Here is a 25,243-nt window from a genome sequence, read left to right on the forward strand (position 1 = left end):
TCTGTGCCGGCCATGAGCCGGTTGTGAGTCCTGGGAGTGAATCTGGCGACACGCCAGCGCCACCCCCGCCTGGCCCGAAGCGCTGCGCCCGGGTGAGTGCCGCGAGTAGCGTCGATCGGCGGGGAGGTTGCGGACCAAGGAGGGTCTGATGGCCAGTCGAGAGGACGGCATGCTGCTCGTCCAGGTGGCCCAGTGGGGGTCCACGATGGGACTGGAGGAGGCTCAGCTGGCGGTGTGGGCGGATGACTTCGACCCAGAGGCGGCCTCACCCGACGACGTCTTCGTCTCCCGGATCCTCAGCTGGGGCGAGACGATCGGGACGCTGACCAAGAACGGCCTGCTGGACACCGACCTCGTCCTGGACTGGCTCTGGGTCGCCGGGATGTGGTCCCGGGTCGGGCCGGCCGCGGTGAAGCTTCGCGAGAAGTTCGGCGCGCCCGCTCTCTATGAGAACTTCGAGGCGCTGGCCGGCCGGCAGGAGTGACCAGACGCCCAGGTGAACATCGAGCGTCTGGTGGGCCATCTCCTCGGTTCGGCTGCGGCGTCGCCGGAGGAGGTGTAGAGCGGAGGAAGGGCCGTCGTCGACCGCGGCCCCCGGCCACCCCGTCGGGTGGCGTCACGACACGAGGCGGCGACCGGCCCGAAACCGAACAACGCTCGCGTTCAAGGCTTCTCGGGCTCACCGGCTGGCCGATCAGTCCGCATGTCGGGTGGTGTCGAGCACGGGCACCGCCGACCACGCGCAACCCCACGCATACACCAGCTCTTCAGGAGGACCCCGATGCTCACGAGTGCATCCGTCACCGCCAACATCCCCGCCACCGACCTCACCCGGGCCCGCTCGTTCTACGCCGACACCCTCGGGTTGAAGCCCGCCGCGGAGGTCCCCGAGGCCGGCCTGCTCATCTACCGCACGGACAGCGGTACGGCCTTCTCGATCTACCACACGGAGTTCGCCGGCCAGGCCGGTCACACCGTCGCCCAGATCCACGTCGACAACGTCGATGCCGAGGCGCGCGCCCTGCAGGCGAAGGGCGTCACGCTCGAGACCTACGACATGCCCGGCGTGGAGTGGGACGACGGCATCGCCAACATGGCCGAGATGGGCAAGGCGGCGTGGTTCAAGGACAGCGAGGGCAACATCCTGTGCATCGACTCGGGGTTCCCGGAGGGCTGACCCGACACATCGGCCCCGCTCAGGACCCGCGGGCGGCCCGGGGGAGGCGCCGGCTCAGTCGTCCATCGCCTCGATGCCGAGCTCGGCGAGCTCGACCATGCGCTCGCGCATGTGCCGGATCATCTCCGGGTCCGGCCGCTGCCAGCCGGTGATCTCCTCGACCACGCGCAGCGGCTCGGTCGTCCGGTAGGACCGGGTCGGGTTGCCGGGAAAGCGCTTGTCGGTCACGTTCGGGTCGTCCTCGATCGGACCGAGCGGCTCGACCCGGTAGACGCGCCCCGGTCCGTCGCCGTGGGCCAGCTCGGCCGCCAGCGGCGCCCCTTCGCGTGTGGCGGTCAGGTAGATGTGCCTGGCCTGGCGGCGGGAGCCGTAGTTCGAGCGCCACCCGGGTGTCAGCAGGTCGCCGGGGCGCACGTCGGCCCTGGTGCCGTGGAAGAACGGCCCCGGGTCGTCGACGACGCGCGGCGGGGGAGGGGGATCACGGAGCAGGCTGTCCAGTCGCTGCATGAGGACGGCGACCCGGGTGCGTCCCTCGGGAGCGCGCGGGTAGCGGCCCAGGACGTCGAGGACGACCGGGGTCGCGCGCTTGGCGGCGGCGGTCACGACGTACTCCGCGACCACCCGGTCGTCGCCCCGCGCCAGCTCGGCCGCCCGGGCGGCGTGGGCGGCCGACCCCAGGATGTGACCCAGCTGCGTCGCGTTCGCCAGAGGATGGAGGTATGCCGCCGCGGCCGCATCGCCTGCTGCCGTCGCCGCGTGCCGGGCGGGCTCGGTCGTCGCCTCCTTGGCCGCTCGGTGGGCGTCCGCAGCCGTGGCGCGTTGGAGACGTGAGCGCGGTGCCCCGGACGCGAAGTCGCGTCCGGCCTGCAGCGCGGCCGCGGGACGCGGGTCGTCGGGACGCTCCCGGTCGAAGAGGACGAGGGCAGGTTCGGCGCAGGCCACGGCATACCCCGTGACCGCCCGCAGCTCGTCGATCGTCAGCGCGAAGTCCCCGGCACCCGTCTGCATCCTTCGCAGTTTGCCCGATCTGCAGGTGGTGCACCCGCTGATAATGCGAACCATGGCCTACGACGAGCACGTTGCCGCGCGCATCCGTGAGCTGGTCGCCGGTGAGGAGGACATCATCGAGCAGCGGATGTTCGGCGGACTGGCGTTCCTCGTCAACGGCAACATGGCTGTCGCCGCGAGCGGCGGCGGAGGTCTGCTGGTCCGCGCCGACCCCGCGGGCGCCGAGGCGTGGATCGACGGGGAGGCGGTGACGCCGATGGTGATGCGCGGCCGCGAGATGCGCGGGTGGTTGCGCGTCGTCGGCGAGCTCCAGGGGAGTGACGTCGAGCTGTGGGTGTCCCGAGGGCTTGCGTATGCGCGGTCGCTCCCGCCCAAGGGAACGTGACGTCAGCGGGGCTGTCCCGTCACGTCGCCGCGTCGAGCGTCGCCCGCCCGCGCGACGAGCGCTCAGCCGTAGCCGCTCGACCCCGGCCAGCCGTTGGCGCCGATGTACCAGACGGCCGAGGTCAGCACCACGGCCACGATGAGCGTGAAGAGCAGGCCGCCGGCCAGGGGAAGGAACCACCCCGGCGCGCGCCGCGACCGCACGGCCACCACCTTGACCACCGCGGCACCGATGACCAGGCACCCGAGCAGTCCGTGCACGACCGTCCGCGTCGGCACGGGCGCTCCGGAGGCGAACGTCCCGACCTCGAGGCCCAGCCCCCAGAGGCAGTTGTAGGCGACGACCAGGATGAGCACGACGGTGACCATGCCCGAGACGCGATGGGCGGTGCCGGCCCACGACGGCGCCCTGACCCCGAGCCTGCCGTAGATCCAGAGGGCTCCGACGAGCTGCAGCACCGCGAGCACCCCGATCACCACGGAGAGCACGACCTTGAGGTCGATGACGGTGCGGAAGCCGAACGTCGTCGTGCCGGTGAGCGTCGGGTCGTGCACCCTGCCGAACACGCCGACGAGAAGGGCGACGACCGCTCCGGCGGCGAACCCGGCCAGGGGGACCGCCATGCTCCTCGGCGACGTGCTGTCTGCCACCTTGTCAGGATGCTCCTGCCGCGCCCCGGCCCACAGGGGAACGCCTCAACACCGTCCCGCAGGTGCCTCGTCGATCTCGGGGTGGGGGTGATCAGCGCGGTTGCCGCCCGCTGCGGGAGGGAGTGCTTCGACCTGTCGGGGACGTCGCTGTCGGTCCCGCTGGCCGTCACGTGGGCGGTCGAGACCCGAGAGCGTGAGTCGCTATGTCCTCGGGTCACGCCGACCATGAGCCAGGGGCACCTGCTCCTCGCGGCCGCGGCCGCGGCATGCATCGTCGTCGGGGCCCACCGCGACGGGGGCTGCGGGCGGCGTGCACGTCACGGCATACGGCAGGGCTGGGATGTCCGGGACCGGGAAGCGGGTACGGCACAGTCCTCAACGGACCACGCGCCGGTACACCGGCGCCACAGCACCAGGGACTCCGCATGACGGCATACAGCACCATCGTCCGCGCTACGCACCTGCTCACGAACGCGGCCTGGTTCGGCGGTTCCCTCGCGGGTGCCGCGGCGCTCAACCCGGCGTCGCGGCAGGGTGACGACGCGCGGGACCGGGCCGAGATCGCCGACGAGGGGTGGCGTCGGTGGGGTCCGGTGCAGGGCGCCTCGATCGGCCTGCACCTGCTCAGCGGTATCGCCATCCTCGCGGACAACCGCCGTCGCGTCGTCGAGCACCGTCCGACCGCGGCTGCCGTCATCCTCAAGACGGCTCTCACCGGCGCTGCCGTCATGGTGAGCGCCGAGGCGTACCGCTCCGGCGCCGAGCTCGGCGACGCGCTCGAAGAGGCGGAGACCGACCCGGAGGCCCAGAGGAAAGCGCGCACGCTGACCCAGCGGATGAGCCGGCTGCAGTGGGCCACCCCTGCCGCCACCGCCGGACTCCTGGTGCTCGACGCCTACCTGGGGGAGCAGCAGCGGGGCGTCGCAGGACTGCTCGACCCGCCGTCGAGGCTGCTGCCCTGGCGGAGGCGCCGGTCGTGACGCAGGAGTTCGAGTTCGCCTTCGAGGGGCGCTACCGGCTGCCCGCTCTCGCGTTCGGCGTCACGCCGGGCACCGCACGGGTGCTCGTGACGGACGACGAGCTCCTCGTCCGCTTCGGCCCCTGGCGGCTGCGCACGCCGGTCGCCAACGTCGCGGGCACCCAGGTGACGTCGGCGTATGCGTTCTACCGGACCGCGGGTCCCGCCCACCTCTCGCTCGCCGACCGTGGCGTCACGTTCGCGACGAACTCGCGGCAGGGGTTGTGCGTCTCGTTCGTCGAGTCGGTCCACGCGATCGAGCCGACGGGCGTGCTCCGTCACCCCGCGGCGACGGTGACGGTCGCCGAGGTGGAGGCGCTTGCTGCGGCCCTGCGTCGCTGACCACGCCACCGCCGGACGGCGGTGAGGATGCTACGGAGTCGTCCAGCTGAACCCGACTCCGTAGCACCGCCACGTCAGGTCACGGCATCACGTGCAGCAGGCCGAGAAGGCCGTGCGACTCGTGCTGCGGCCCCGCCGTGAAGAGCAGGTCACGGGTAGAGCCCTCGGTGCCGTAGCCCGGCAGCAGGGCCCAGAGTCCGTCGATCGCCACGGCCCCGCCGCCCGGGACCCGCAGGGCACCCGCAAAGTTCAGCGTGCGCGGGTCGAACGCGTTGATGCGCCCGTCACCGAAGTTCCCCACGAGCAGGTCCCCGGAGAAGGTGCCGAAGCCCGAAGGGGCGATGGTGAGACCCCACGGCGCGTTGAGGACACCGTGGCTCGACAGGCGACGGAGGAGGACACCGTCCGGGGTGAAGACATCCACCCGGCCGAGTCCGGCACCGGCGACCTCGTCGTGGCGCGCGCTGTCCTGCTTCGCGTACGAGACATATACCCTCCCGCCGGCGACCATGACGTTGAAGGGCGCATAACCTTGTGGCAGAAGCGCATCCATGAAGTTGCCGCCGGTGATGACGCGCTGGAAGCGACCGTTGTAGACGTCGACCACGCCTGCGGAGAAGTCGGCCACATACAGCCGCGGACCCGTCGGGGTCTGGGCCATGGCGATCCCCTTGTCGACCGCGCCGGGGGTGACCACGGCGTCGACGGCGTGGGTCGACGGGGGTGCCCCGGTGCCGCCAACGGCCGGGTTCCAGCCGCTCAGGTGGCCGGTCTCCCCGACGAACAGGAAGCGCGCCGCTGCCGAGTGCCCCGCGGCGTCACGCACCACGAAGGACGTCGTGGGGTTGGACACCTGGCCGGTGGGCGCGCCCCCGGGGATGCGCACGACGAGCGGCACGATGGTCTGCGGGGTGCCGCGGACCGCTCCGGAGTACAGCGTGGTGACGTCCGCGCCGTTGTCCGAGACCCAGAGGGGGCTGGAGCCCAGATGCGACGCACCCCAGGCGTTGACCAGGTGCGGGTCGGTGACCTGAGCCCTCCCGGGCACGTCCGAGACGAGGTTGACCTGTTTGTACGCAGAGATGGCGCTCTGGCGTGCAGCGAGGGCGTTGGCGCCGGCTGGGGCGCCGAGGGCCAGCGGCGCGACGGCCGCGCCGAGGCCGGCGCCGAGCGCCAGCAGCCATGACGAACGACGGATGATGTGTGTCATGGGTACCTCCCGTTCAGGAGCGCGAGCCCAACTGGACTGGCGCTCTACGGAAGACGACGTCGTCCGTGACGCGGTTCAGCAGTCCGCCGTATGGTCGGATGAGGTGCCTGCTCGTCGCTGGATACCGCCGTGCTTGCTCGTCGTGCCCTCGTTGCCCTCCTTGCGGCGACGGTGGGCTACGCCGTCCTCCACCGCGTGGGCTCGGAGCGGCTCGACCCTGCCCTGATGCGGCAGCTCGTGCCCGGCGACACCATCCCGGACGGTCCTCCCGGCACCGCCGAGTTCGTCGTCGAGCACGTCGCGGCCCCGAGTGTGCTCGTTCTGTGCTCCCAGACGCACCTACCCCCCGGATGGGCGGCACGGGCTGGACGCCCGCCTCGACTGGGTCTGGACCTTCGCGCGGTGAGCCTCGGATCGGCATCGAGTCGGAAGCGCGCAGGCCTGGGTGACCGACGAGTTCGAACGCGACGGGATCGGCGGCGGGCGGGTGCTGACGCACCTGCGCGGGCTGGTCCGCGACTGAGGAGGAGAACGACGGCGAGGGGCACCACCGCTCGTGCCACGCTGCTGAAGCCGGAGCGGTGGGCTGTGCATGGCGTACCCCGCGCGCCGGGCGTTACCCCGTAAGGGAGGCCGGAGCGGGCGTGAAGGCTCCGTCGGCCGCGGTCCCCACCGGCACGTCGGCAAGCCTCCCTCCAGACGGAGCCCGAGGCCTACGCCGAGAAGGGTCGGCCCACGGCGTCGGGACGAGCCGGCTCGTTTCGGTTGACGCCTCCGGGAGCGGGCGCGACATTGAGACGGTGACCCGGGCGCTGACGCTGCTGGCCGTGGCAGCGCTGCTGGTGATGCTGCTCGAAGCCTCTCCCAGCGGCCGGGTCGTGCCCGCGGGTGCCGCGGGCGTGGCGTTCGTGACGTGGTCGGTGGTCGGCTACCGATGGGCGCTGGCCCGCGCAGCCCCAGCCAGAGCGGCCTACCTGGCGGTCGCGATCGTCCTCGGGTTCCTCGTCTTCGACCTGGCCGGTGCCGGGGTCGGCAGCACGCTGCTGCTCGTCGTGGTCGTGGTCCAGGCGGTCATGCTCCTGCCACTCGGCTGGGCCGTGGTCGTCGCGCTCCTCGTCCCGTTCGTCCACGTCGGGATGCCGATGCCGGACGCCGTGCAGCAGGTCGTCAGCACGGCCCTCGCATGTGCGTTCGCATTCGTCCTCGCGGCCCTGCACCTTCGCGAGCAGCAGGCGCGGGCCGAGCTCGCGGAGGCCAACGCGCAGCTGCGCGAGCTCGGCGCCCAGGCGGAGGAGCTGGCGACCATGCGAGAACGTACGCGGGTGGCTCGCGACATCCACGACGGGCTCGGGCACCACCTCACCGTCGTCGGCATGCAGGTCCAGGCCGCCCGGGCCGTGCTCGCGAGCGACCCCGGCAGGGCGGACGCGCTGCTCGGTCAGGCCGAGGACCAGGCTCGTCAGGCCCTGACGTCGGTCCGCGAGTCGGTGGCGGCGCTGCGCGAGCCGCGGCCGGCCCGTTCGCTGGCGGAGCAGCTGGAGGACCTGGCCGGCGAGAGCTCCTCGACGGGGTTGCCCACCGCCGTCGAGGTGCACGGAAGTGAACGCCGGATCGACAGCGAGGTGCAGGTGGCCCTCTACCGGGCCGCCCAGGAGGGGCTGACCAACATCCACAAGCACGCCGGCGCCCACGCCGCGAGGCTGCAGCTGGCATACCTGCCCGGCTCCGTCGCCCTGGAGGTGCGCGACGACGGGTGCGGTCTGCGCCGGGACGGCGCAGGGTTCGGGCTCGTCGGGATCCGCGAACGGGCAGAGCGCCTGGGCGGCTCGCTCTCGGTCGAGTCGGCACCCGGGAGGGGCGTCACCCTGCGAGTCGAGCTGCCGGGATGAGCGCGAACCGGCCGGTCCGGGTGCTGGTCGTGGACGACCAGACCCTCTTCCGGGAGGCGTTGACGACGCTCCTGGAGGCCCGCCCGGAGGTCGAGGTCGTCGGCGCAGCCGCGGACGGCGCCGAGGCGCTCGAGCTCGTGGCCGCCCTCGCGCCCGAGGTCGTCCTCATGGACCTGCGGATGCCCGTCCTCGACGGGGTCGGCACGACGCGTCGGCTGCGTGCCGAGAGGCCCGAGGTACGCGTACTCGTCCTGACGACCTTCGACGGCGACGACGAGGTCTTCCCCGCGCTGCACGCCGGCGCCGTCGGCTACCTGCTCAAGGACGCCTCCGCCACCCACCTCGTCGAGGGCGTCCTGGCCGCGGCACGCGGCGAGTCCGTCCTGCAGCCCTCGGTCGCCGCCAAGGTGCTGGCGCGGGTGACCCAGCTGCCCGAGCAGCCGGACGGCCCACGCCCACAGCCGCTGGTCGACCCCCTCACGCCCCGCGAGCTCGAGGTCCTTCAGGCAGTAGCCGACGGCCTCAGCAACCGTGAGGCCGCGCAGCGGCTCTACCTCTCCGAAGGTACCGTCAAGAACCACGTCACCACGGTGCTGGCCAAGCTCGGCGTCCGCGACCGCACCCAGGCGGCGCTGCGCGCCCACGCCCTCGGCCTGCTGTGAGGGTCATGCCCACGGGGTGACCCGGGCCGTGACCTCCGGCACCTCCGCGGCACGGGCCGCCGGACCGACCATCGTCGGCATGACCACCTTCACCACCTCGTATGCGGACCGCGCGCCCCGCGCGACGGCCCGCCGGCTCCTCCGCTCGCGGCTCGGCCGCTTCCTCACGGCATACCTCGAGATGACGCTCTCGATGGTCGTCGGCATGCAGCTGCTCGGTGTCGTCTGGGACAGCAGCTGGCCCGGTCTCACCAGCCGGCCGGACGCGATGGCCCTGGCCATGGCCTTCGACATGACCCTCGGCATGGCGGCCTGGATGTGGGTGCGACGCCACGCCCCACGTCACATCGTCGACATGTCCGCCGTCATGGTCCTGCCCTTCCTCGTCCTGCTCGTGCCCTACCGGCTCGGCGTCCTCTCCGGCGAGGGGCTGCTCACCTGGGGCCACGTCGCGATGTTCGCCCTCATGGCGGCCTACCTGGCGTGGCGTCCGCACACCCCGGCCGCCGGCCCCAGCTCGGCCTCCAGTCGGACGTCCGCACCCTGCACCACGTCGCCCGTCCCCTCGAAAGGCGCGTCCACCATGTCCCGTCCTGCCCGTGCCGCCTCCGTCCTCCTCGTGCTCGGCGCCGCCCTCGCCGTCGTCGGCGGCCTCCTGCACCCGCACACCGAGCCACCCAACTCGCACGCGGCCGTCTTCGCTGAGTACGCCCGCAGCACCGACTGGGTGTGGGTGCACGACCTGCAGTTCCTCTCGGCTGCGCTCGTGGTGACCGGGTTCCTGTTCCTGGGCCGTGCACTGCAGCGGGCAGGCGCCGCCCCGGGCCTCGTGCGGCTCGGCGACGCGGCGGCCGCGACCACGCTGTCGCTCATCGCCGTCAACGTGGCGGTGGACGGCGTCGCCCTGGGCCGTGCCGTCGACGCGTGGGCGCACGCGGCGCCCGCCGACAAGAGCTCTCGGTTCGCCGCGGCGGAAGCCGTGCGCTGGATGGAGTGGGGCGTCAACTCCTTCTTCACCATCTCACTCGGCGTCACCCTGCTGCTCTTCGCCGCCGCCGTCCTGCGCCTGGCGCACCAGAGCACCCGGCTCCGGCTGGCCGGGGTCGCCGGGGCCCTGGCCGGAGGGATGCTCCTGCTCAACGGGATGGCGGTCGGCGCCCACGGCTTCGAACCGAGCGCGCTGCCCCTGGTCGCCACCGCCCTCTACGTCGTCATGGCGCTCGGCATCCCGGCCCTGGACCGGGCACGATCCGCGACTGCACCTCGGCTGCCCGACGTCGAGGAGCTCCCGACGGCCGGATGACCCCATCACGACGGACGAGCCAGGACCCGGTCCCCGGCTCGTCCGTGTCCGCGCTCTCTCGCGAGACCTCAGCCCATGGGGAGGGCGCCGCCGCCGACGGCCACGTCACGCTGCTTGCCGCAGTCGAGGCACTCCTGGTAGCGCGCACCGTACCCGTTGCTGTCCGGGTAGCGGTGGGTGCGCCAGCGGTGCCAGACGTGGAGGCGGCACCACCACCGGCCCCTGCGGCGCTGCTCCTGCCCTGGCTCCCGGTGCGCGGTCTCGTCCACGCCTTCCATGGTCCTCGCACGGCGCAGCCACGTCCCCGCTTCGCGCTAGCCCGGGAGAGGGTGTCGTCGTGCCGGCTTCAGCGAGCAGCCCCGAGCGCCGGCCGTCACCGGTGACCGGAACGAGCGAGCGTCACGAGGTCGCGCACGCCGGCCTCCGGCAGGTAGGCCCGGCTCAGGGCCAGGCCGATGCGCGGCAGCGCCGCCTCGTCGGGGAAGACCAGGTAGAGCGGCTCGTGCTGCGGCTGGAACTTGGACTTGAAGGCGTGCAGCGACCGGAAGCCGTAGTACGGCTCGAGCGACGCACCGAGGCGGTCGAGGAAGGCGTCGAGCGTGCCGCGGTCGAGGGAGGCGTCGTCGTCCCCGTCGTTGCTCCGGGCCAGCGGCGCCCCCGAGAGCGAGACGACGGAGCAGCCCTCGTCCCGGAACGCCAGGCACGCCGAGGCGATGAGGAACTCCATCGAGTACCTGAAGCCGCCGGGTAGGCGTCGCATCACGTCGAGCGTCCAGCCCGCCGGCTCGCCGCCACCGCTGGCGTGGAAGGGCATCCACGAGGTGACGCCGTGGACCGTCATGTCGGGATCCACGGCGAGGCCGACGCGGACCCGCGGGTCCAGGGCCTCGTCCACCCCGCCGAGGGTGAAGCCCATCTCGGGCAGGCCCTTGTCCTCCACCCAGTCCGACGAGATGGCCTTCACCTGCAGCTGCAGTCCGCGGGGCATGTCGGCCAGCGCCCCGAGCCGCAGGTGCACCCCGAGCCGAGCGGCCTGGTTCAGCGCGGTCCGGACGTCCTGCCACGCCTTCCCGACGAAGTCGAGCGTCGCCAGGCCGATGCACGCCTCCTCGGCCACCTGGAGCGAGTGCCAGCCCAGCGCCCGTGCGTGTTGTGACGCCTCCTGCGTCACGGTGAACAGGCACGGGACGAGGCCCTGGCCGTGGACGGCGTCGGCGAACTCGGCAAGAAGGGATGAGCGCTCGACCTCGGTGGCGGCCACCGGGTCGCACAGCCCGATCGCGACACCGGTGTGGACGCGGTAGGCGACGTAGCCGCGCTGCGTCGCCGGGACGAACCACCGGTTCTCGGGCCACGTCGTCATCCAGGCGAGCCGGTTCACCGTCCCGTGCTCCTCGAGCATGGCCGTGGCACGGGTCCGCTGGTCGTCGTCGGCGGGGGCGACGAGGCTGCCACTGGTGCGGCGGGCGCGCCGCGGCGACGGGTTGCGGAACGCGTGGCGCCCGACGAGGAGCACGGACAGCCCCACGCAGTTGCCGAAGATGTCCCAGCCGGCCGCCAGCAGCCCGGGCTCGCCCACGACGACCATCCACCCGTAGTTGGCGACCTGGACTGCGAGCACGGCGACGAGCAGCGCCACGGCCCAGCGCCAGGCCCGACGGCGTCCCTTGTAGAGCGAGCGGGCCAGCCACACCCAGAGCACGACCTGGACCAGACCGAAGACCAAGCCCGCGTCGGCCAGCTCCTTCGCGCGAGCCTGCGCGGACATCGTCACGGCGAAGGGCCCCTCGGCGTGCGTGAACGGATGCAGGATCACCTCGAAGGCGGCGACGACGAAGAAGGCGCAGGCGAGGAGACGGAAGTCGCGCCGAGTGAGCTGCCGGGTGGTGAACGACGGGGAGCGGCCGACAAGGTACGGCCCGAGCCACAGGCCGAACGCGACGCCCACCACGTGCTCGACGTCGGCGAGCGAACCCATGTGGATGACAAAGAGCACGACGTATGCCACGAGCAGAGTCCGCAGGCGACCGCGCCAGGGCGGTGACAGGGTCACCGACGCGGCGGCCGCGGCCCCGAGGAATGCCGCGGACGGACCGGCGTCGCGGACGCGGGCCAGACCGGTGGTCCACACGTAACCGTGGTGGCGTGTCAGCCAGAGCAGGCCTGCTGTGCCGAGCACTGCGACGACGTGGCAGGACAGGAGCGCGATGGCGGTGCGCCGGGTGCCGAGCCGCCACTCCGCGAACCCGCCGAAGGCCACGAGCCCCAGCAGGATCGGGACGTACTGGTAGGGCTTGACGGCGAAGAAGGCGCCGACGACCACGGTCCACCACGAGCCGTCCTCGAGGGCCGGCAGCCCATAGGTGACGGAAGCGTGGAGAGGGCGGCCGAGGAGTGGGTCCCACAGGGCCCTGCTGACGACCGAGAGCGTGAGGATGAGGACGACGAGGGCGCTCGTCAGCGGCAGGCGCCGCATCACCGTCCAGGGACGGGACATGTGTCAAGGGTCCCGCCCTCGACGGCGCGCGGCACCGGAATGCCGAAGGTCGTTCTCCCGCAGCGCTTTCCGCCGGCTGGCAAATCGTCCGTCAGCTCATCTCCCACAAACCCGCGAACGAGTTGTACCGTTGGTCGTGGTTTGACCCTTCTGGTTAGAGGGGCTACCACCGCATCTCAGGTACAGGGGCTGGAGGTGAGGCAGATGGCGGAGCGATCGTCGCGCCGACCCCATCCGCGCCTGCGCCCGGTGCTCCTGGCCTGCGCGGCGGCACTGGGTTGGGCCGTCGTCGCCTCCGGGTCCGCGCATGCGGATGATGCCGTCTCGAGGCTCACCTCGACGCTCACCGCCACGACCAGCACGCTGGTCGACGCTCCAGAGACGCGCCAGGCCCCCGCGGCGTTGGCGAAGACGACCGCCGTTGCACCGCCGCTGCTCCGCGGGCTCGCGCGAGCAGACGGTCACCCCGGCGTCGACAAGACGCCGAGCCCCGCGACGCAGCACCCAGCCGGAAAACCGGCCACGGAGAGGGCGCCCGCTGCGAAGCCGGTCATTCAGACCTCGCCGCCTGGCATGGACCACACGCGGACGCGAGAGCGGGTGCGGGTGCGGGTCGGGCAGGCTGCCGGCCCCGTGGAGACTCGCGTGAAGAGCACGGTGGTGCCCCGGCTGCTGCACGAGGCGATACCGCCGGTCCTCAGCCCCGTCACGTCGCCGGTGCTGACGCCGGTGCTGACGCCGGTGCTGACGCCGGTGCTGACGCCGGTGCTGACGCCGGTGCTGACGCCGGTGCTGACGCCGGTGCTGACGCCGGTGCTGACGCCGGTGCTGACGCCGGTGCCGCCTCCCCTCCTGCCCCTGCTGCCCTCCGTGCCGTCGTGGCCGCCAGTTCTCGCCCTGCCCAGCGGCCCGGTGCCGGCGTCGAGCGCCCCGGCCGTCGCCCCTGTCGCGCTGGTCGACGAGCAGATCACGCCGCTGCCGCGGCCCATGGCCGACCGACTGCTCCTGAGACAGGAGCCGCCTGCCGCCGCGGCCGTGGAGACTTCTGCGGAGGCGGCTCCGATTGCCCTGCAGGCGGATTCACACCGGTTCGGGCGGGATGCCCTCGTCGAGCCGGCTGTCCAGGTCCCCGCGGCAGCCGCCGGCGACTCCACGACCGTGCCGGCACCCTCGGCCCCTGTGCTGCCGCTGGCACTCGGGGGAGTGGCCGGCTCGACAGGGTCCCAGACGTCCTCTTCCCGCTTCGCGGGTGACGACCTCGTCGGTGGGCGGGAAGCCCGACTCTTCGCCCCGCCCCTTCCGAGCCGCCCAGCGGGCTCCGACCCGCGGACGGCCATGCCGACCGCACTCGCGTTGGCCCCCGGATTCTCGCCTGACTGACCAACGGCTGTCGTAGCCGCTCTGCGCCCGTCTGCGGCGCCCTACCACGACAGCCGCTCGCCGCCGTGGCGCGCGACTTCCCAACCTTTCGGTCAAGGAGAGATCCGTCATGCACGCATACGTTCGCAGGGGCCTGTACGGCACCCTGACTGCCGGGGGACTGCTGCTCCTCGGCGCAGTCGGCGCCAGCGCCGACACCACCACCGGCGACCACGGAGTCGCCTCCGGCACCCAGGTCGTGGCCCCGGTGCACGCTCCGGTGTCCGTGGACGGCAACGCCGTCGCGGTCCTCGGCCATTCGTCCACGACCCAAGCCCGCCCGGCATCCGGGACCGGCCACGGAGTGGCGTCCGGTGCCCGCGGCCCAAGGGCCGCAACCTCCGGCACGCGAGGCGTCGGCTCGGGCACTCAGGGCGTCGCGCCGGTGAGTGCCCCGGTCGCCGTCGAGGGCAATGCCGTCTCCGTCCTCGGGCGCTCGTCTTCGACGAAGAGCACGACGAATGGCTCGAGCAACGGCGGGCCGTCCGGGGCGCCGGCACCGCGAGCAACGACGTCCGGCGCTCGAGGCCTGGCCTCGGGCACCCAGCTGGCTGCGCCGGTCTCCGCACCCATCTCGGTCCGGGGCAACGCCGTCTCTGTCCTCGGACGCTCGTCGACGACGCAGCCGGGAGCCGACGGACACACCGCCGGCGGTTCGTCCACCGCCCAGCAGCCGGCGGCCACCTCGGGCCGCGGCGGCATCGCGTCCGGCACCCAGGCGGTGGCGCCCGTCAACGCGCCGGTCGTCCTGGGTGGTAACGCTGTGGCGGTTCTCGGCACGTCCTCCGTCACCGGCGACGGCACCGGAGCCGCCGCTCCCGGCCCGGGTGCGGGTGACGACCCCGCGTCGAGCTCGACGTCCGGCATCGGCGGACTGCTCTCCGGCACGCAGCTCGTCGTGCCGGTGAACGCCCCCGTCTCGGCGGAGGGCAACTCGGTCAGCGTGCTGGGTGACAGCCAGGCGGCTTCCGGGTCCGGTGCCTCACCTGGCGGAGACGTGCCGGCCGAGGAAGGCGGTCTGGGGTCCGCCGAGGGTGAGGACCAGCCGGGCGAGCCGGCGCCCGACACCCCGGAGTCGCCTGAGACTCCCGCATCGCCGGAACCCGCCGGTTCCGAGGTCGGTGGTGTCGGTGGCGTGGGACACCTCGACTGCTCGACAGTCGAGATGTCCGTCCCGGGTGCCGGAGCCGGGGCCGCGTGGTCCACCTCCGGCGGCCTCGCGCTTCGTGCGGGCGCGAGCACTGCCGTCGCGGGCGACTCGTGGGCCGAGCCGGACGCAACCGGACCCCAGGACACCGGGGCCGGCGCGCCGGTGTCGGGGACCGGGGGACTGGGCGGTGTCGACCAGCCGACGACTCCCGCCGACCCGTGTGCGGCGAACATCGCGCTCTCGAGCGCCGGCGGTCACGGCGTGACGACCGCTGGGATAGGCAGTGGGGACCTGGGTGCCACGGCCGTGTCCGCCCTCCTGCTGATGCTCCTGGCGGCTTCGCTCGCCGGCGTGATCCGTCGGAGGGGCACCGTCGCGAGGAGGTGACCGGCCCGGTCCTGAGTCACTGCACCCGGATCCGCTCCCTGACGCCGGTCGCTCCGGCGTCAGGGAGCAGGTCGGCCGACGCAGTGGCCCAGCAGGTCGAGACCCGACCGTGTCTGCGCTTGCCGGACGGAGCCATGGTCCGCATGCTCAGAGCATGGCCACGGACCAGCAGCGCCCTCGCGACCCGAGCGGAGGACACCATGAGTGGTGACGAGGGGGTACGCCTGGCGCGGGTCTACGACGCGCCGTCACCCGACGACGGCCGCCGGGTCCTGGTGGACCGTCTCTGGCCGCGCGGCGTTCGCAAGGACGACCCCCGCGTCGACGAGTGGTTGCGTGACGTCGCGCCCTCCAACGAGCTGCGCACGTGGTACGGGCACGAGCCGTCCCTCTTCGACGAGTTCGCTGGGCGCTACCAGGCCGAGCTGACGGAGCCCACCGGGGCGCGGGCCCTGGAGAGCCTGCGCCGGCTCGTCGAGGCCGGCCCGGTCACGCTGGTGACGGCGACCCGGGAGCCTGCCATCAGCCACCTCGCCGTGCTGGCCGGCCTCCTCACCGAGACAGAAGGATGACCTCCACGGACCGCCTCGGACACCGGCCCGACGTCCGCTGCGTGAGCCGGTCACTGAGGCATGGGTCACACGCGAGGCGTCGCTCGGCAGTCGTGCGAGGAAGTCTGTGCCACAGTGCCTCCCATGGCCTCATCGTCGACGCCTCCGATCACGCCCGCCTTCTTCCTCGCGGGCGGCACCGGCATCTCCGCTGAGACGCTCGGGAACATGATGCTGCAGCAGTTCCCGTCGGTGCACTTCAGCCGCCGCAAGATCCCCTTCATCACGACGGTGGAGCAGGCGCGCGCGGTCGTCACCCAGCTCGACGCCGCCATGACCGAGGACGTCACGCCCCTCGTCTTCTCGACGGTCTCCGACGAGGAGGTGCGAGCCGAGCTGCAGCTCACGAAGTGCGCGTTCATCGACCTCTTCGGCTCGCACCTGTCCACCGTCGAGCGCGTGCTCCACGTCAACGCCGTGCACCGCGTCGAGGCCCTGCACGGCGTCGGCGACGTGGGCCGCTACGAGGCCCGCATGCGCGCGGTCGAGTACGCGATGGAGCACGACGACGGCCAGAGCATGCGCAACCTCGAGCAGGCGCAGCTGATCCTCATCGCACCGTCCCGCTGCGGCAAGACACCGACGTCGATCTACCTCGCGCTCCAGCACGGCGTCCGCGTCGCGAACTACCCGCTCGTCGACGAGGACTTCCAGTCGAGCGAGCTCCCGCGTCCCGTCCGGCCGTATGCCGCCAAGTGCTTCGGCCTGTTGTCCACCGCCGCGCGGCTGGCGCAGGTGCGCGGGGAACGCCGGCCCGGGTCGCGCTACGCGACCCTCGCGCAGTGCAGCTACGAGCTGCGCCGCGCCGAGGCGATGTACCGAGCCCACGGCATACCCGTCGTCAACTCGTCCGCGATGTCCGTCGAGGAGATAGCGGCCGTCATCATGCACACTCGGCGCCTCAATGACGTCGGCTGACCTGGATGGCGGCCATCGCCGCACCCCGACCCCACCACCGCCACACCACCGATGGAAGGACCTGCAGTGACCGAGAACGTGATGAGGTTCGCCGACCTCGGCCTCGCCGACGTCGAGATCGTCGGCGGCAAGAACGCCTCGCTCGGGGAGATGGTGCAGCATCTGGCTGCCGCCGGGGTCTCGGTGCCGGACGGGTTCGCCACCACGGCCGACGCCTATCGCCGTTTCCTCGCCGAGAACGGCCTCGCCGACCGCATCAACGCGCTGTTGTCCGACCTCGACGTCGACGACACGCGCAAGCTCGCGCAGGTCGGTGCCGACATCCGCCGGGAGGTCGAGGAGCAGACGTTCCCTGCCGACCTCGAGCGCGACATCCGCGACGCGTACGAGCGGCTCGTCGGGGAGCACGAGGGCGGTGATGTCGCCGAGGTCAGCTTCGCCGTGCGCTCGAGCGCGACGGCCGAGGACCTGCCCGACGCATCGTTCGCCGGCCAGCAGGAGACCTTCCTCAACGTCCGCGGCATCGACAACGTGCTGCACGCGGTCAAGCTCGTCTTCGCCTCCTTGTACAACGACCGCGCCATCGCCTACCGGGTCCACAGCGACTTCGACCACTCCGTCGTCGCCCTCTCGGCCGGTGTCCAGCGGATGGTCCGCTCCGACGTCGGGGCCTCCGGGGTCATGTTCACGATGGACACCGAGTCCGGGTTCCGGGACGCCGTCTTCATCACGAGCAGCTACGGCCTCGGCGAGGCCGTCGTGCAGGGCGCCGTCAACCCCGACGAGTTCTACGTCTACAAGCCGGCCCTGCGCGCCGGCCGCCCGGCGATCCTCAAGCGCGGCGTCGGCGCCAAGGCCACGAAGATGGTCTACACCGGCGACGCGAGCGTCGGTCGCACCATCGAGTTCGTGCCGGTGCCCGAGGCCGACCGGCCGAAGCTCTCCATCACCGACGAGGACGTCACCGAGCTGGCCCAGCACGCCCTGCGCATCGAGGAGCACTACGGCCGCCCGATGGACATCGAGTGGGGCAAGGACGGCGTCGACGGCAAGCTCTACATCCTGCAGGCGCGCCCCGAGACGGTGCAGTCGCGCCAGGCTGCCGGCGTCATGCGGCGCTACCGGATGGACGAGCGCGGCCCCGTGGTCGTCGAGGGCCGCGCCATCGGCCAGAAGATCGGGGCGGGGGGTGTACGGGTGCTCTCCTCGATCGACTCGATGCACGACTTCCAGCCGGGTGAGGTCCTCGTCGCCGACATGACCGACCCCGACTGGGAGCCGATCATGAAGCGCGCCTCTGCCATCGTCACCAACCGTGGCGGCCGCACCTGCCACGCCGCGATCATCGCCCGCGAGCTGGGCATCCCGGCCGTCGTCGGCACCGGCTCGGCGACCTCGACGCTGACCGACGGGCAGGAGGTCACCGTCTCCTGCGCCGAGGGCGACACCGGTTTCGTCTACGAGGGCAAGCGCGAGTTCACCGTCACCGAGACGACCCTCGACGACATGCCCGAGGTGCCGGTCAAGATCATGATGAACGTCGGCACCCCGGAGCAGGCCTTCGAGTTCTCCCGCCTGCCCAACAAGGGCGTCGGACTCGCACGGCTCGAGTTCATCATCAACCGCCAGATCGGCATCCACCCCAAGGCCCTGCTCGAGCTCGACAGCCAGGAGCCCGCGGTCAGGGCCGAGATCGAGTCGCTCATCACCGCCTACCCGAGCCCACGGGACTTCTTCGTGCAGCGCGTCGCCGAGGGCGTCGCGACGATCGCGGCCGCCTTCGCGCCCGAGCCGGTCATCGTGCGCATGTCGGACTTCAAGAGCAACGAGTATGCCGGCCTGCTGGGCGGCGAGCGCTACGAGCCGCACGAGGAGAACCCGATGCTCGGCTACCGCGGCGCCGGGCGCTACCTGTCGGCCGACTTCGCCGAGTGCTTCGCGATGGAGTGCGAGGCGCTCAAGCACGTCCGTGACGACATGGGCCTGACGAACGTCAAGATCATGATCCCGTTCGTGCGCACCGTCGCCGAGGGCAAGGGCGTCATCGAGCTGCTCGCCTCGCACGGCCTGGTCCGCGGCGATAACGACCTGCAGGTCGTCATGATGTGCGAGATCCCGAGCAATGCCGTCAACGCCGACGAGTTCCTCGACCACTTCGACGGCTTCTCGATCGGCTCGAACGACATGACGCAGCTGACCCTCGGCGTCGACCGCGACTCCTCGCTCGTGGCCGGCTCCTTCGACGAGCGCGACCCCGCCGTCAAGAAGATGCTGGCGATGGCGATCACGGCCTGCCGGGAGCGCGGCAAGTACGTCGGCATCTGCGGGCAGGGCCCGTCGGACCACCCGGACCTCGCCGAGTGGCTGCTCGACCAGGGCATCGAGTCGATGTCGCTCAACCCCGACACCGTCGTCGAGACGTGGACCGCCCTGGCCAAGCACGGCGCCGAGACCGGAGCGGACGCGGGCGCAGCCCAGGCCTGATGCACCGCGCAGGTCCTCGACGCCCCACGCGGCCTCGAGGACCTGTCCGTTCCCAACCCCTCCCGAACCCGGGACGCCCGTGATGCCCTCGCATCAACGGAAGGAGCAGGAGAGCGTCACGGGAGGCCCGATGTCCGAGCCGGGGACGGGTTGCGCGGATCTTTCGAAAAGCCTGCAGCGAGGCACCGCGATCCGGACAATTCGGGTGAAGCCGTTCTTCCTGCCACCCGGAGCCACGCATGTCCCGCACGACGCACGCCGCCCGCTCGACCCACTCCTGGACCCGCCCCGTGTCCATCCGACGCGGCGCGCGAGCCCGGGGCAGGTGGTTGGCGCTCAGCACGGCCCTGCTCGCGCTGTGCCTGTCGGCGCTCGTGGCCGCGCCGGCGGCCGGGGCCGCGCCGCGATCAGGTGCCGGCAGTGAGACGGTGTCTTCCGTGACCCGGTCCCGAGCGATGTGGGTCTGGGACACCAGCACGCCGCAGGCGACGGTCGACCTGGCCGTCAGCAGCGGCATCGGCCAGCTCTTCGTCGCGGTCCCGCCGAACCTCGCCACCTCGAGCCGGCTCGCCGACCTCACCACCCTGAGCCAGCGCGCCCGAGCGGCCGGCATCCGCGTGGACGCCCTCGGAGGCGACCCCACCTGGGTCGACAATGCATCCTGGGTCGTCACCTCCTGGCTGAAGCCCGTCAAGAGCTCGGGACTGTTCACCGGCATCCACATCGACGTCGAGCCGTACTCGCTGCCGGCCTGGACGACCAAGCAGTCCACGGTCGTCGCGAGCTACCTCACCCTGCTCGACAAGCTCGGGGCCAACGCCGGCAGCTACCCGATCGAGGCCGACATCCCGTTCTGGTTCGGCACGGTGGCGGCGAGCTCGAGCACCGGTGCGGCCTCCACCCTGGACCGCGAGATCATGAAGCGCACCGCCGGCGTCAGCGTCATGGCCTATCGCAACACGGCCACGGGTCCGGACGGCACCCTCGACGTCGCGTCCACGGCGCTCGCCGCCGGCGCCTTCCTCGGCAGACCGGTGCGCCTCGGCCAGGAGACCACCTACCTCGGCGACACCGCGGTCGACCGGAAGCAGACGTTCTTCGGCTGGACCCGGACCGACATGGAGACGCAGCTGGCGCTCGTGGACTCGGGGGCTGCGGCATACGCGACCTATGCGGGCCTCGCCATCCACGATGCGAGCGGCTACGCGGCGATGGCGCCCTGAGGCGAGCACTGACGGAGCGGATGGCACGTTCGGCCACGCTCACAGGAACGTTGCCTTTGGCCCCGTTCGCGCCATCCGTGACCTGACGCGAACGCTACTGCGCGAGCTCGAGGTCGAGCCGGACGAGGAGGTGCTCCAGTGCCGCCTCGAACTCCTCCTCGGTGTGGTCCTCGGTGAGCTGGCCCCGGAGCCGCGTCAGGGCGGGGAAGTCGGTGAGGTCGAGGTCCTGGTCGCGGTTGGGCAGGTCGGCGTCGCCCTCGTCGAGCGGCTCCTCGGCCGGTGACAGCTCGGCGCCCTGCATGGCGGACTCGAGGAGCAGATGCCCGAGCAGGAAGCTGGTGAACGTGCGGTATGCCGCCACGGCCTGCTCGTCGCGGAAGCCGCGGGCCCGCAGACCCTCGAGGAAGGCCTCCACGACCCGGAGGCTGCGCAGTGGCGGACGCAGCCAGGGTGCGGCGGGGTGGCGCGTGGCGATGAGGGGGAAGGCGGCCGGATGCTCGAGGGCGAGCCGACGGACGTCGTGTGCGAGCCACTGCAAAAAGGCCTGCCACCCGTCGACCGGTTCGAGCTGGCCCGGGGCCGGAATCCGGATGCTGTCCACCAGCGCGTCGACGACCGCCTCCAGCAGGTCCTCGCGGCCGTTGACGTAGCGGTAGAGCGACATCGCCTCGACGTCGAGGGCGGCGCCCAGCCGGCGCATCGTGAGGGCCGCGACGCCTTCGGTGTCGATGAGGCGGATGGCCGCGTCGACGATGCGCTCGCGGCTCAAGGCCGAGCGCCCGGCGGGTGGCCGGGGCCTCGTGGGCGCACCCACCTCCGTCGTGGGAGAGGAGGTCGTGCCGCGAGCATCGATCGAAGCGTCGGAAGCGTCGGAGCTCGGGTCCATGGGGCTGGTCGGAGTCATGCGTTCTCCTTTCGCTCGGCTCCTGTCTACCGCATGCGCGGGTGGCAGTCGTCAGGTGCCCGCGCGCGCCGAGCCGACTCCCGCAGAAGAAGGGGGTAGGCGTGCACCATCCGGTCGCGGCCGGACCCCCTCGATCGTGGGGCCGGCGGCCGGGGCCGCGGCTCGATGCGGGAGGAGCGGTGTTCCTCGGCGTGGGGCGGTGGGTAGGAAGTCTGCATCCTGCTTACAACGTAAGGGGCGCTGGACAACGACAGTCGCTCCTGCGGTGGGCACCGATGACGACGAAGGAGAAGCACGTGATCAGCACCAATGAGCTCAGCACCCTTCCCGGCGCGACGGTTTTCGGCAGCGACGGCGAGAAGATCGGCCGTGCCGGTCAGGCGTATGTCGACGACCAGAACGGTGAGCCGGAGTGGGTGACCGTCAACACGGGCCTGTTCGGCACGAAGGAGACGTTCGTGCCGCTCCAGGGCGCGCAGCTGACCGGTGAGGGCCTGACGGTCCCGTACACGAAGGACCACGTGAAGGACGCGCCGAACGTCGACCCGGAGAACGGGCACCTCGACGAGAGCGAGGAGCAGCGGCTCTTCGCCCACTACGAGTCGGGCGGCGCAGGCTACGCCGCCGGTGGCTACGACCGCTCGAACGCCAGCGACGCCACGGACGCCGTGTCGGGCGGCGCCGGGTTCGCCGGCGCCGAGACCGGCACCGTCGGCCACGACACGTCGGGCCCGACGACCGACGACGCGATGACCCGGTCGGAGGAGCAGCTGCGCGTCGGGACCGAGTCGCGGGAGGCGGGCCGGGCCAGGTTGCGCAAGTACGTGGTGACCGAGCAGCAGAACGTGCAGGTCCCGGTCACCCGTGAGGAGGTCCGGATCGAGCGGGAGCCGATCACCGACGCGAACGTCGGGGAGGCGATGGACGGTCCGGCGATCTCGGAGGAGGAGCACGAGGTCGTGCTGCACGAGGAGCAGCCGGTCGTGGACAAGCAGGCCGTGCCCGTGGAGCGGGTCCGCCTCGGCAAGGAGCAGGTCACCGAGCAGGAGACCGTCTCGGAGGAGGTGCGCCAGGAGCGCATCGAGGCCGAGGGCCCGGGCGTCACGGACGGCCGCGGCTGACGGCATACGACAAGCGCCCCCGGGTGGTCCGACGACCGCCCGGGGGCGCTTGCGTGTCTGCGCCGGGAGGCTTCAGGTGAGAGGGTTCCCCCCGGTCACGCCGATGACCTCTCCCGTGACGTAGCTCGACTCCTGCGAGGCGAGGAACACGTAGGCGGGGGCGAGCTCCGCCGGCTGCCCGGCGCGGCCGAGCGGCGTCTGCTCGCCGAACCCCTCGACCTTGCCCTCGGGCATCGTCGCCGGGATGAGCGGCGTCCAGATGGGGCCCGGGGCGACGGCGTTGACCCGGATGCCGCGCTCGGCCACCGACTGCGCGAGGCCCTGGGTGAAGGCGACGATGCCCGCCTTCGTCGTCGCGTAGTCGAGCAGCTCGGGGGAGGGCTGGCGCGACTGGATGGACGAGGTGTTGATGATCGTGGCTCCCTTCCCGAGGTGCGGGAGCGCGCGCCGGGTGAGCCAGAACATGGCGTAGAGGTTCGTCTTCATGACCCGGTCGAGCTGCTCGGTCGTGATGTCCTCGAGGCCGCCCGGCTGGGCCATCTGGTATGCCGCGTTGTTGACGAGGATGTCCAGCCCGCCCAGCTGCTCGACGGCCTCGTCGACCACCCGGTTGCACTCCGCCTCCTGCGTGAGGTCCGTGAGACAGACGACGCCGCGCCGGCCGGCCTCCTCGACGAGGCGACGGGTCTCCTCGGCGTCCTCCTTCTCGTCGGGCAGGCACGCGATGAGCACGTCGGCGCCCTCGCGGGCGAAGGCGATGGCGACGGCGCGACCGATGCCGGAGTCGCCGCCGGTGATCACGGCCTTCTTGCCGGAGAGGCGGTTGGAGCCCTCGTAGGACTGCTCGCCGTGGTCCGGCTGGGTGTCCATGTCCTCGGTCAGCCCGGGGTGCGCGATGGTCTCGGCGTCCTCGGGCTGGGCGTACTGGTCGCTGGGGTCCTGCGGCGTGGTCTGGTCTGACACGGTCAGTCCTTCCTGTCTCCTGTTGGGTCTGGCAGTGGGGGCGGCGCTACGCGCGTCCGTGGGGGACCACGTCGACGGTGCCCGTGTCGATGACGTCGAGGGCCACGTCGTGCAGCTTCCGGTTGGTGTTCTGGCTCGCGATCCGCAGCAGGTCGAACGCCTGGTCGCGGGTGAGCTTGTGCTGGGCGATGAGGACACCGACGGCCGTGCCGATGTCCCGGTTGGACTGCAGCGCCCGCTCCAGGTTCTCGGCGCGGTCGCGCAGGTGGGCGGCGGCCACCACCTGCGCGGCATGGGTCGTCAGCAGCAGCCCTTCGGACAGGTCGTGTTCGTCGAAGGCGTCGGCCGCGTCCGCGTAGAAGTTGAGGCCTGCGATGACCCCGGAACCCTCGACCTTCATCCGGAAGGACAGCATGCTGTGGATCCCCAGCTCGGCCACGACGCGCCGGCCGAACTCCGGCCACCTCTCGTCGGCGGCAAGATCCTTCGGCTGGTAGAGGGTCTGCTCGACGATCGCGTCGAGGCACGGGCCCGATCCGAGCTCGTACTGGATGGCGTCCGCACGCCGTCCCAGATCGTTGCTGCAGCCCGCGGTGACGAAGTGGTCGTGCCGAACGGTCGTCACGCTGGCCGCTCGCGCGCTCGGCACACGCTGCACCGCGAGCCGGGTGACGGCCTCGAAGGGGTTGGCCTGTGGCGACGTGCTCAGCTGTTCGCCGAGTCCCTCGAAGTCCTCCGCGACGTGCCGCAGGTAGGCGGCGGGCCGGTCGTGGCGGGTGGTGTCGGAGTCCATCTCGGTGGCTCCCTCGCTGTTCGTGGGTCGACTCCGGGTTCCATACCCACGGGCGGCACGCATACCCCCGCCTCCGCGGTCGAGTGGTCGGGCGGTCGCGCGGCGCGCGCCTGGCGAGGTTTCAGTGCCGGCGGGCGGGGAAGGGGGGTAGGAACCGGGAGCGCGGGCCGACCGCCTGCGCGTGAGCCCGCGAGGAAGGGGTGGCAGATGCCCGCCGAACGAGATCCGAGCGCCACGACGAACCCTGTCCAGGTCGGCGGCCAGGGGCGCACCCAGGCGCTGGGTCAGGTGCCCGGCCCCGACGGGCAACCATGGACGACCGCGGCCCTGACCTTCATCGGGACCGCCACGACCGTCCTCGAGCTGGGCTCGTTCACGATCCTCACCGACCCCAACTTCCTGCACCGGGGCCAGCGGGCCTATCTCGGCAAGGGACTGTGGTCGCGGCGCCTGACCGACCCGGCCCTCGAGATCCAGGACCTGCCGAAGCTCGACGCCGTGGTCCTCTCGCACCTGCACGGAGACCACTTCGACCGCGTCGCCCGCCGCGGTCTGGACCGGCGGCCACCGGTCCTGACGACGCCCGAGGCAGCCCGGCGCCTCGACTCGTGGGGCTTCGACACGCAGCCCCTCACCGACTGGCAGCAGCACGTGCTCGGGGACGGTGGTGAGTCGCTCACGGTGACCGCCGTGCCCGGCATCCATGCCCGCGGGATGATGGGTGCGCTGCTGCCGCCGGTCATGGGTTCGGTCATCGAGCACCGGATCGGTGACCGGGTCCAGCACCGCGTCTACGTCAGCGGCGACACCCTGACGGGTGACCACCTCGACGCCGTACGCCGCCGGTTCCCCGACATCGACACCGCCGTCGTGCACCTGGGCGGCACTCGGGTGCTGTTCCACACGGTGACGATGGACGCCGACCAGGGCGTGGACTTCCTCGGCCGCATCCAGCCCGGCCAGACGGTCCCGGTGCACCACTCCGACTACGGCGTCTTCCGTTCTCCGCTGGACGATTTCGTCGCCAAGGCGCGCCAGGCCGGTCACTCCGGCATCCGGGTCGTCAAGCCCGGTGAGCGGGCCGAGCTGCGGCCGGCCACCGGCACCTGACAGGACCCATTTCCGAAGG

24 protein-coding genes and 1 pseudogene are annotated in these 25,243 nt (G+C 72.0%); 16 read left to right on the top strand and 9 right to left on the bottom strand.

The features are described 5' to 3' along the window. The first annotated feature begins 148 nt into the window (after positions 1–148). Both ABD194_RS16265 and ABD194_RS16270 read left to right on the top strand, forming a co-directional pair. Complete coding sequence (locus ABD194_RS16265; protein ID WP_343993228.1) at positions 149–484, top strand: DUF4760 domain-containing protein; 336 nt, start codon at positions 149–151, stop codon at positions 482–484. Between the two features lie 297 nt (positions 485–781). After that, positions 782–1,177 (top strand): VOC family protein, encoded by a 396-nt coding sequence (locus tag ABD194_RS16270; RefSeq protein WP_343993230.1) that lies wholly within the window; start codon positions 782–784, stop codon positions 1,175–1,177. Between the two features lie 54 nt (positions 1,178–1,231). Here ABD194_RS16270 and arr read toward each other — a convergent pair whose 3' ends face one another. Continuing rightward, entirely contained in the window at positions 1,232–1,684 is a 453-nt protein-coding gene (gene arr, locus ABD194_RS21640) for an NAD(+)--rifampin ADP-ribosyltransferase (protein ID WP_425580021.1), read from the bottom strand. Positions 1,685–1,798: 114 nt separating this feature from the next. After that, positions 1,799–2,239 (bottom strand): annotated as a pseudogene (locus ABD194_RS21645) (putative immunity protein); the annotation flags it as partial. On the opposite strand from ABD194_RS21645, the gene ABD194_RS16280 reads away from it, so the two are divergent. Next, a complete protein-coding gene (locus tag ABD194_RS16280) occupies positions 2,238–2,570 on the top strand; it encodes a TfoX/Sxy family protein (protein WP_343993235.1) in 333 nt (110 codons plus the stop codon). The pseudogene ABD194_RS21645 and the gene ABD194_RS16280 sit on opposite strands and share 2 nt — an antisense overlap. A gap of 62 nt (positions 2,571–2,632) precedes the next feature. Here ABD194_RS16280 and ABD194_RS16285 read toward each other — a convergent pair whose 3' ends face one another. Further along, positions 2,633–3,220 carry a DUF6529 family protein gene (locus ABD194_RS16285; protein WP_343993237.1) on the bottom strand — a complete coding sequence of 196 codons (588 nt, stop codon included), beginning with the start codon at positions 3,218–3,220 and terminating at the stop codon, positions 2,633–2,635. Between the two features lie 425 nt (positions 3,221–3,645). On the opposite strand from ABD194_RS16285, the gene ABD194_RS16290 reads away from it, so the two are divergent. Both ABD194_RS16290 and ABD194_RS16295 read left to right on the top strand, forming a co-directional pair. Continuing rightward, positions 3,646–4,200 (top strand): hypothetical protein, encoded by a 555-nt coding sequence (locus ABD194_RS16290; protein ID WP_343993239.1) that lies wholly within the window; start codon positions 3,646–3,648, stop codon positions 4,198–4,200. Continuing rightward, complete coding sequence (locus ABD194_RS16295; RefSeq protein WP_343993241.1) at positions 4,197–4,580, top strand: hypothetical protein; 384 nt, start codon at positions 4,197–4,199, stop codon at positions 4,578–4,580. Before ABD194_RS16290 ends, ABD194_RS16295 begins: the two co-directional genes overlap by 4 nt. A 79-nt stretch (positions 4,581–4,659) precedes the next feature. On the opposite strand, the gene ABD194_RS16300 is transcribed toward ABD194_RS16295, so the two are convergent. Further along, positions 4,660–5,790: a TIGR03118 family protein gene (locus ABD194_RS16300; RefSeq protein WP_343993243.1), complete on the bottom strand. Its 1,131-nt coding sequence runs from the start codon at positions 5,788–5,790 to the stop codon at positions 4,660–4,662. Between the two features lie 800 nt (positions 5,791–6,590). On the opposite strand from ABD194_RS16300, the gene ABD194_RS16305 reads away from it, so the two are divergent. The 3 genes from ABD194_RS16305 (at position 6,591) to ABD194_RS16315 (ending at position 9,644) form a co-directional block, all read left to right on the top strand. Then, complete coding sequence (locus ABD194_RS16305) at positions 6,591–7,679, top strand: sensor histidine kinase (protein ID WP_343993245.1); 1,089 nt, start codon at positions 6,591–6,593, stop codon at positions 7,677–7,679. Continuing rightward, complete coding sequence (locus ABD194_RS16310; RefSeq protein ID WP_343993247.1) at positions 7,676–8,341, top strand: response regulator; 666 nt, start codon at positions 7,676–7,678, stop codon at positions 8,339–8,341. The genes ABD194_RS16305 and ABD194_RS16310 overlap by 4 nt, the downstream gene beginning before the upstream one ends. Before the next feature lie 79 nt (positions 8,342–8,420). Next, positions 8,421–9,644 (top strand): hypothetical protein, encoded by a 1,224-nt coding sequence (locus ABD194_RS16315; RefSeq protein ID WP_343993250.1) that lies wholly within the window; start codon positions 8,421–8,423, stop codon positions 9,642–9,644. Positions 9,645–9,712: 68 nt separating this feature from the next. Here ABD194_RS16315 and ABD194_RS16320 read toward each other — a convergent pair whose 3' ends face one another. Together ABD194_RS16320 and ABD194_RS16325 are read right to left on the bottom strand one after the other, a co-directional pair. Beyond that, on the bottom strand, positions 9,713–9,913 hold the full coding sequence (locus ABD194_RS16320; RefSeq protein ID WP_343993252.1) for a hypothetical protein: 201 nt from the start codon (positions 9,911–9,913) through the stop codon (positions 9,713–9,715). Positions 9,914–10,017: 104 nt separating this feature from the next. Then, positions 10,018–12,141 (bottom strand): bifunctional lysylphosphatidylglycerol flippase/synthetase MprF, encoded by a 2,124-nt coding sequence (locus ABD194_RS16325; protein WP_343993254.1) that lies wholly within the window; start codon positions 12,139–12,141, stop codon positions 10,018–10,020. A 645-nt stretch (positions 12,142–12,786) separates the two neighbouring features. On the opposite strand from ABD194_RS16325, the gene ABD194_RS16330 reads away from it, so the two are divergent. From ABD194_RS16330 to ABD194_RS16355, 6 genes are all read left to right on the top strand, one after another. After that, entirely contained in the window at positions 12,787–13,521 is a 735-nt protein-coding gene (locus ABD194_RS16330; protein WP_343993256.1) for a hypothetical protein, read from the top strand. A gap of 109 nt (positions 13,522–13,630) precedes the next feature. Continuing rightward, a complete protein-coding gene (locus ABD194_RS16335; RefSeq protein WP_343993258.1) occupies positions 13,631–15,097 on the top strand; it encodes a chaplin family protein in 1,467 nt (488 codons plus the stop codon). 200 nt (positions 15,098–15,297) lie between these two features. Further along, entirely contained in the window at positions 15,298–15,669 is a 372-nt protein-coding gene (locus tag ABD194_RS16340; protein ID WP_343993260.1) for a DUF488 domain-containing protein, read from the top strand. Positions 15,670–15,792: 123 nt separating this feature from the next. Further along, positions 15,793–16,626 (top strand): pyruvate, water dikinase regulatory protein, encoded by an 834-nt coding sequence (locus ABD194_RS16345; protein ID WP_343993262.1) that lies wholly within the window; start codon positions 15,793–15,795, stop codon positions 16,624–16,626. Between the two features lie 51 nt (positions 16,627–16,677). Next, entirely contained in the window at positions 16,678–19,110 is a 2,433-nt protein-coding gene (ppsA, locus tag ABD194_RS16350; protein ID WP_425579996.1) for a phosphoenolpyruvate synthase, read from the top strand. A 437-nt stretch (positions 19,111–19,547) separates the two neighbouring features. Continuing rightward, positions 19,548–20,333, top strand: coding sequence for a hypothetical protein (locus ABD194_RS16355; RefSeq protein WP_343993266.1), 786 nt, complete (start codon positions 19,548–19,550; stop codon positions 20,331–20,333). Positions 20,334–20,427: 94 nt separating this feature from the next. Here the strand turns inward: ABD194_RS16355 and ABD194_RS16360 are convergent, their stop codons facing one another. Continuing rightward, the gene (locus ABD194_RS16360; RefSeq protein WP_343993268.1) at positions 20,428–21,237 is read right to left on the bottom strand and encodes a TetR/AcrR family transcriptional regulator; all 810 of its coding nucleotides are present in this window, start codon (positions 21,235–21,237) and stop codon (positions 20,428–20,430) included. Between the two features lie 296 nt (positions 21,238–21,533). Here ABD194_RS16360 and ABD194_RS16365 point away from each other — a divergent pair, with 296 nt between their 5' ends. Then, entirely contained in the window at positions 21,534–22,358 is an 825-nt protein-coding gene (locus tag ABD194_RS16365; RefSeq protein WP_343993270.1) for a DUF2382 domain-containing protein, read from the top strand. Between the two features lie 72 nt (positions 22,359–22,430). Here the strand turns inward: ABD194_RS16365 and ABD194_RS16370 are convergent, their stop codons facing one another. Both ABD194_RS16370 and ABD194_RS16375 read right to left on the bottom strand, forming a co-directional pair. After that, positions 22,431–23,321: an SDR family oxidoreductase gene (locus tag ABD194_RS16370; RefSeq protein WP_343993272.1), complete on the bottom strand. Its 891-nt coding sequence runs from the start codon at positions 23,319–23,321 to the stop codon at positions 22,431–22,433. Positions 23,322–23,367: 46 nt separating this feature from the next. Then, positions 23,368–24,114 (bottom strand): GAF and ANTAR domain-containing protein, encoded by a 747-nt coding sequence (locus ABD194_RS16375; RefSeq protein WP_343993274.1) that lies wholly within the window; start codon positions 24,112–24,114, stop codon positions 23,368–23,370. A gap of 207 nt (positions 24,115–24,321) precedes the next feature. Between ABD194_RS16375 and ABD194_RS16380 the strand changes: the two genes are divergently transcribed. Continuing rightward, positions 24,322–25,224, top strand: a complete 903-nt coding sequence (locus tag ABD194_RS16380) for an MBL fold metallo-hydrolase (RefSeq protein WP_343993276.1) — start codon at positions 24,322–24,324, stop codon at positions 25,222–25,224. Positions 25,225–25,243 lie beyond the last annotated feature (19 nt).

This window comes from Terrabacter terrae (assembly GCF_039529575.1).
Classification (GTDB): Bacteria; Actinomycetota; Actinomycetes; order Actinomycetales; family Dermatophilaceae; genus Terrabacter; species Terrabacter terrae.

What these genes read in the sequence shown, in the direction of transcription:
- ABD194_RS16265 (WP_343993228.1), top strand. Translation starts at nt 149, where the DNA reads ATGGCCAGTCGAGAGGACGGCATGCTGCTCGTCCAGGTGGCCCAGTGG.
- ABD194_RS16270 (WP_343993230.1), top strand. Translation starts at nt 782, where the DNA reads ATGCTCACGAGTGCATCCGTCACCGCCAACATCCCCGCCACCGACCTC.
- arr (WP_425580021.1), bottom strand. Translation starts at nt 1,684, where the DNA reads ATGCAGCGACTGGACAGCCTGCTCCGTGATCCCCCTCCCCCGCCGCGC.
- ABD194_RS16280 (WP_343993235.1), top strand. Translation starts at nt 2,238, where the DNA reads ATGGCCTACGACGAGCACGTTGCCGCGCGCATCCGTGAGCTGGTCGCC.
- ABD194_RS16290 (WP_343993239.1), top strand. Translation starts at nt 3,646, where the DNA reads ATGACGGCATACAGCACCATCGTCCGCGCTACGCACCTGCTCACGAAC.
- ABD194_RS16300 (WP_343993243.1), bottom strand. Translation starts at nt 5,790, where the DNA reads ATGACACACATCATCCGTCGTTCGTCATGGCTGCTGGCGCTCGGCGCC.
- ABD194_RS16310 (WP_343993247.1), top strand. Translation starts at nt 7,676, where the DNA reads ATGAGCGCGAACCGGCCGGTCCGGGTGCTGGTCGTGGACGACCAGACC.
- ABD194_RS16315 (WP_343993250.1), top strand. Translation starts at nt 8,421, where the DNA reads ATGACCACCTTCACCACCTCGTATGCGGACCGCGCGCCCCGCGCGACG.
- ABD194_RS16325 (WP_343993254.1), bottom strand. Translation starts at nt 12,141, where the DNA reads ATGTCCCGTCCCTGGACGGTGATGCGGCGCCTGCCGCTGACGAGCGCC.
- ABD194_RS16335 (WP_343993258.1), top strand. Translation starts at nt 13,631, where the DNA reads ATGCACGCATACGTTCGCAGGGGCCTGTACGGCACCCTGACTGCCGGG.
- ABD194_RS16340 (WP_343993260.1), top strand. Translation starts at nt 15,298, where the DNA reads ATGAGTGGTGACGAGGGGGTACGCCTGGCGCGGGTCTACGACGCGCCG.
- ABD194_RS16345 (WP_343993262.1), top strand. Translation starts at nt 15,793, where the DNA reads ATGGCCTCATCGTCGACGCCTCCGATCACGCCCGCCTTCTTCCTCGCG.
- ppsA (WP_425579996.1), top strand. Translation starts at nt 16,678, where the DNA reads ATGGAAGGACCTGCAGTGACCGAGAACGTGATGAGGTTCGCCGACCTC.
- ABD194_RS16360 (WP_343993268.1), bottom strand. Translation starts at nt 21,237, where the DNA reads ATGACTCCGACCAGCCCCATGGACCCGAGCTCCGACGCTTCCGACGCT.
- ABD194_RS16375 (WP_343993274.1), bottom strand. Translation starts at nt 24,114, where the DNA reads ATGGACTCCGACACCACCCGCCACGACCGGCCCGCCGCCTACCTGCGG.
- ABD194_RS16380 (WP_343993276.1), top strand. Translation starts at nt 24,322, where the DNA reads ATGCCCGCCGAACGAGATCCGAGCGCCACGACGAACCCTGTCCAGGTC.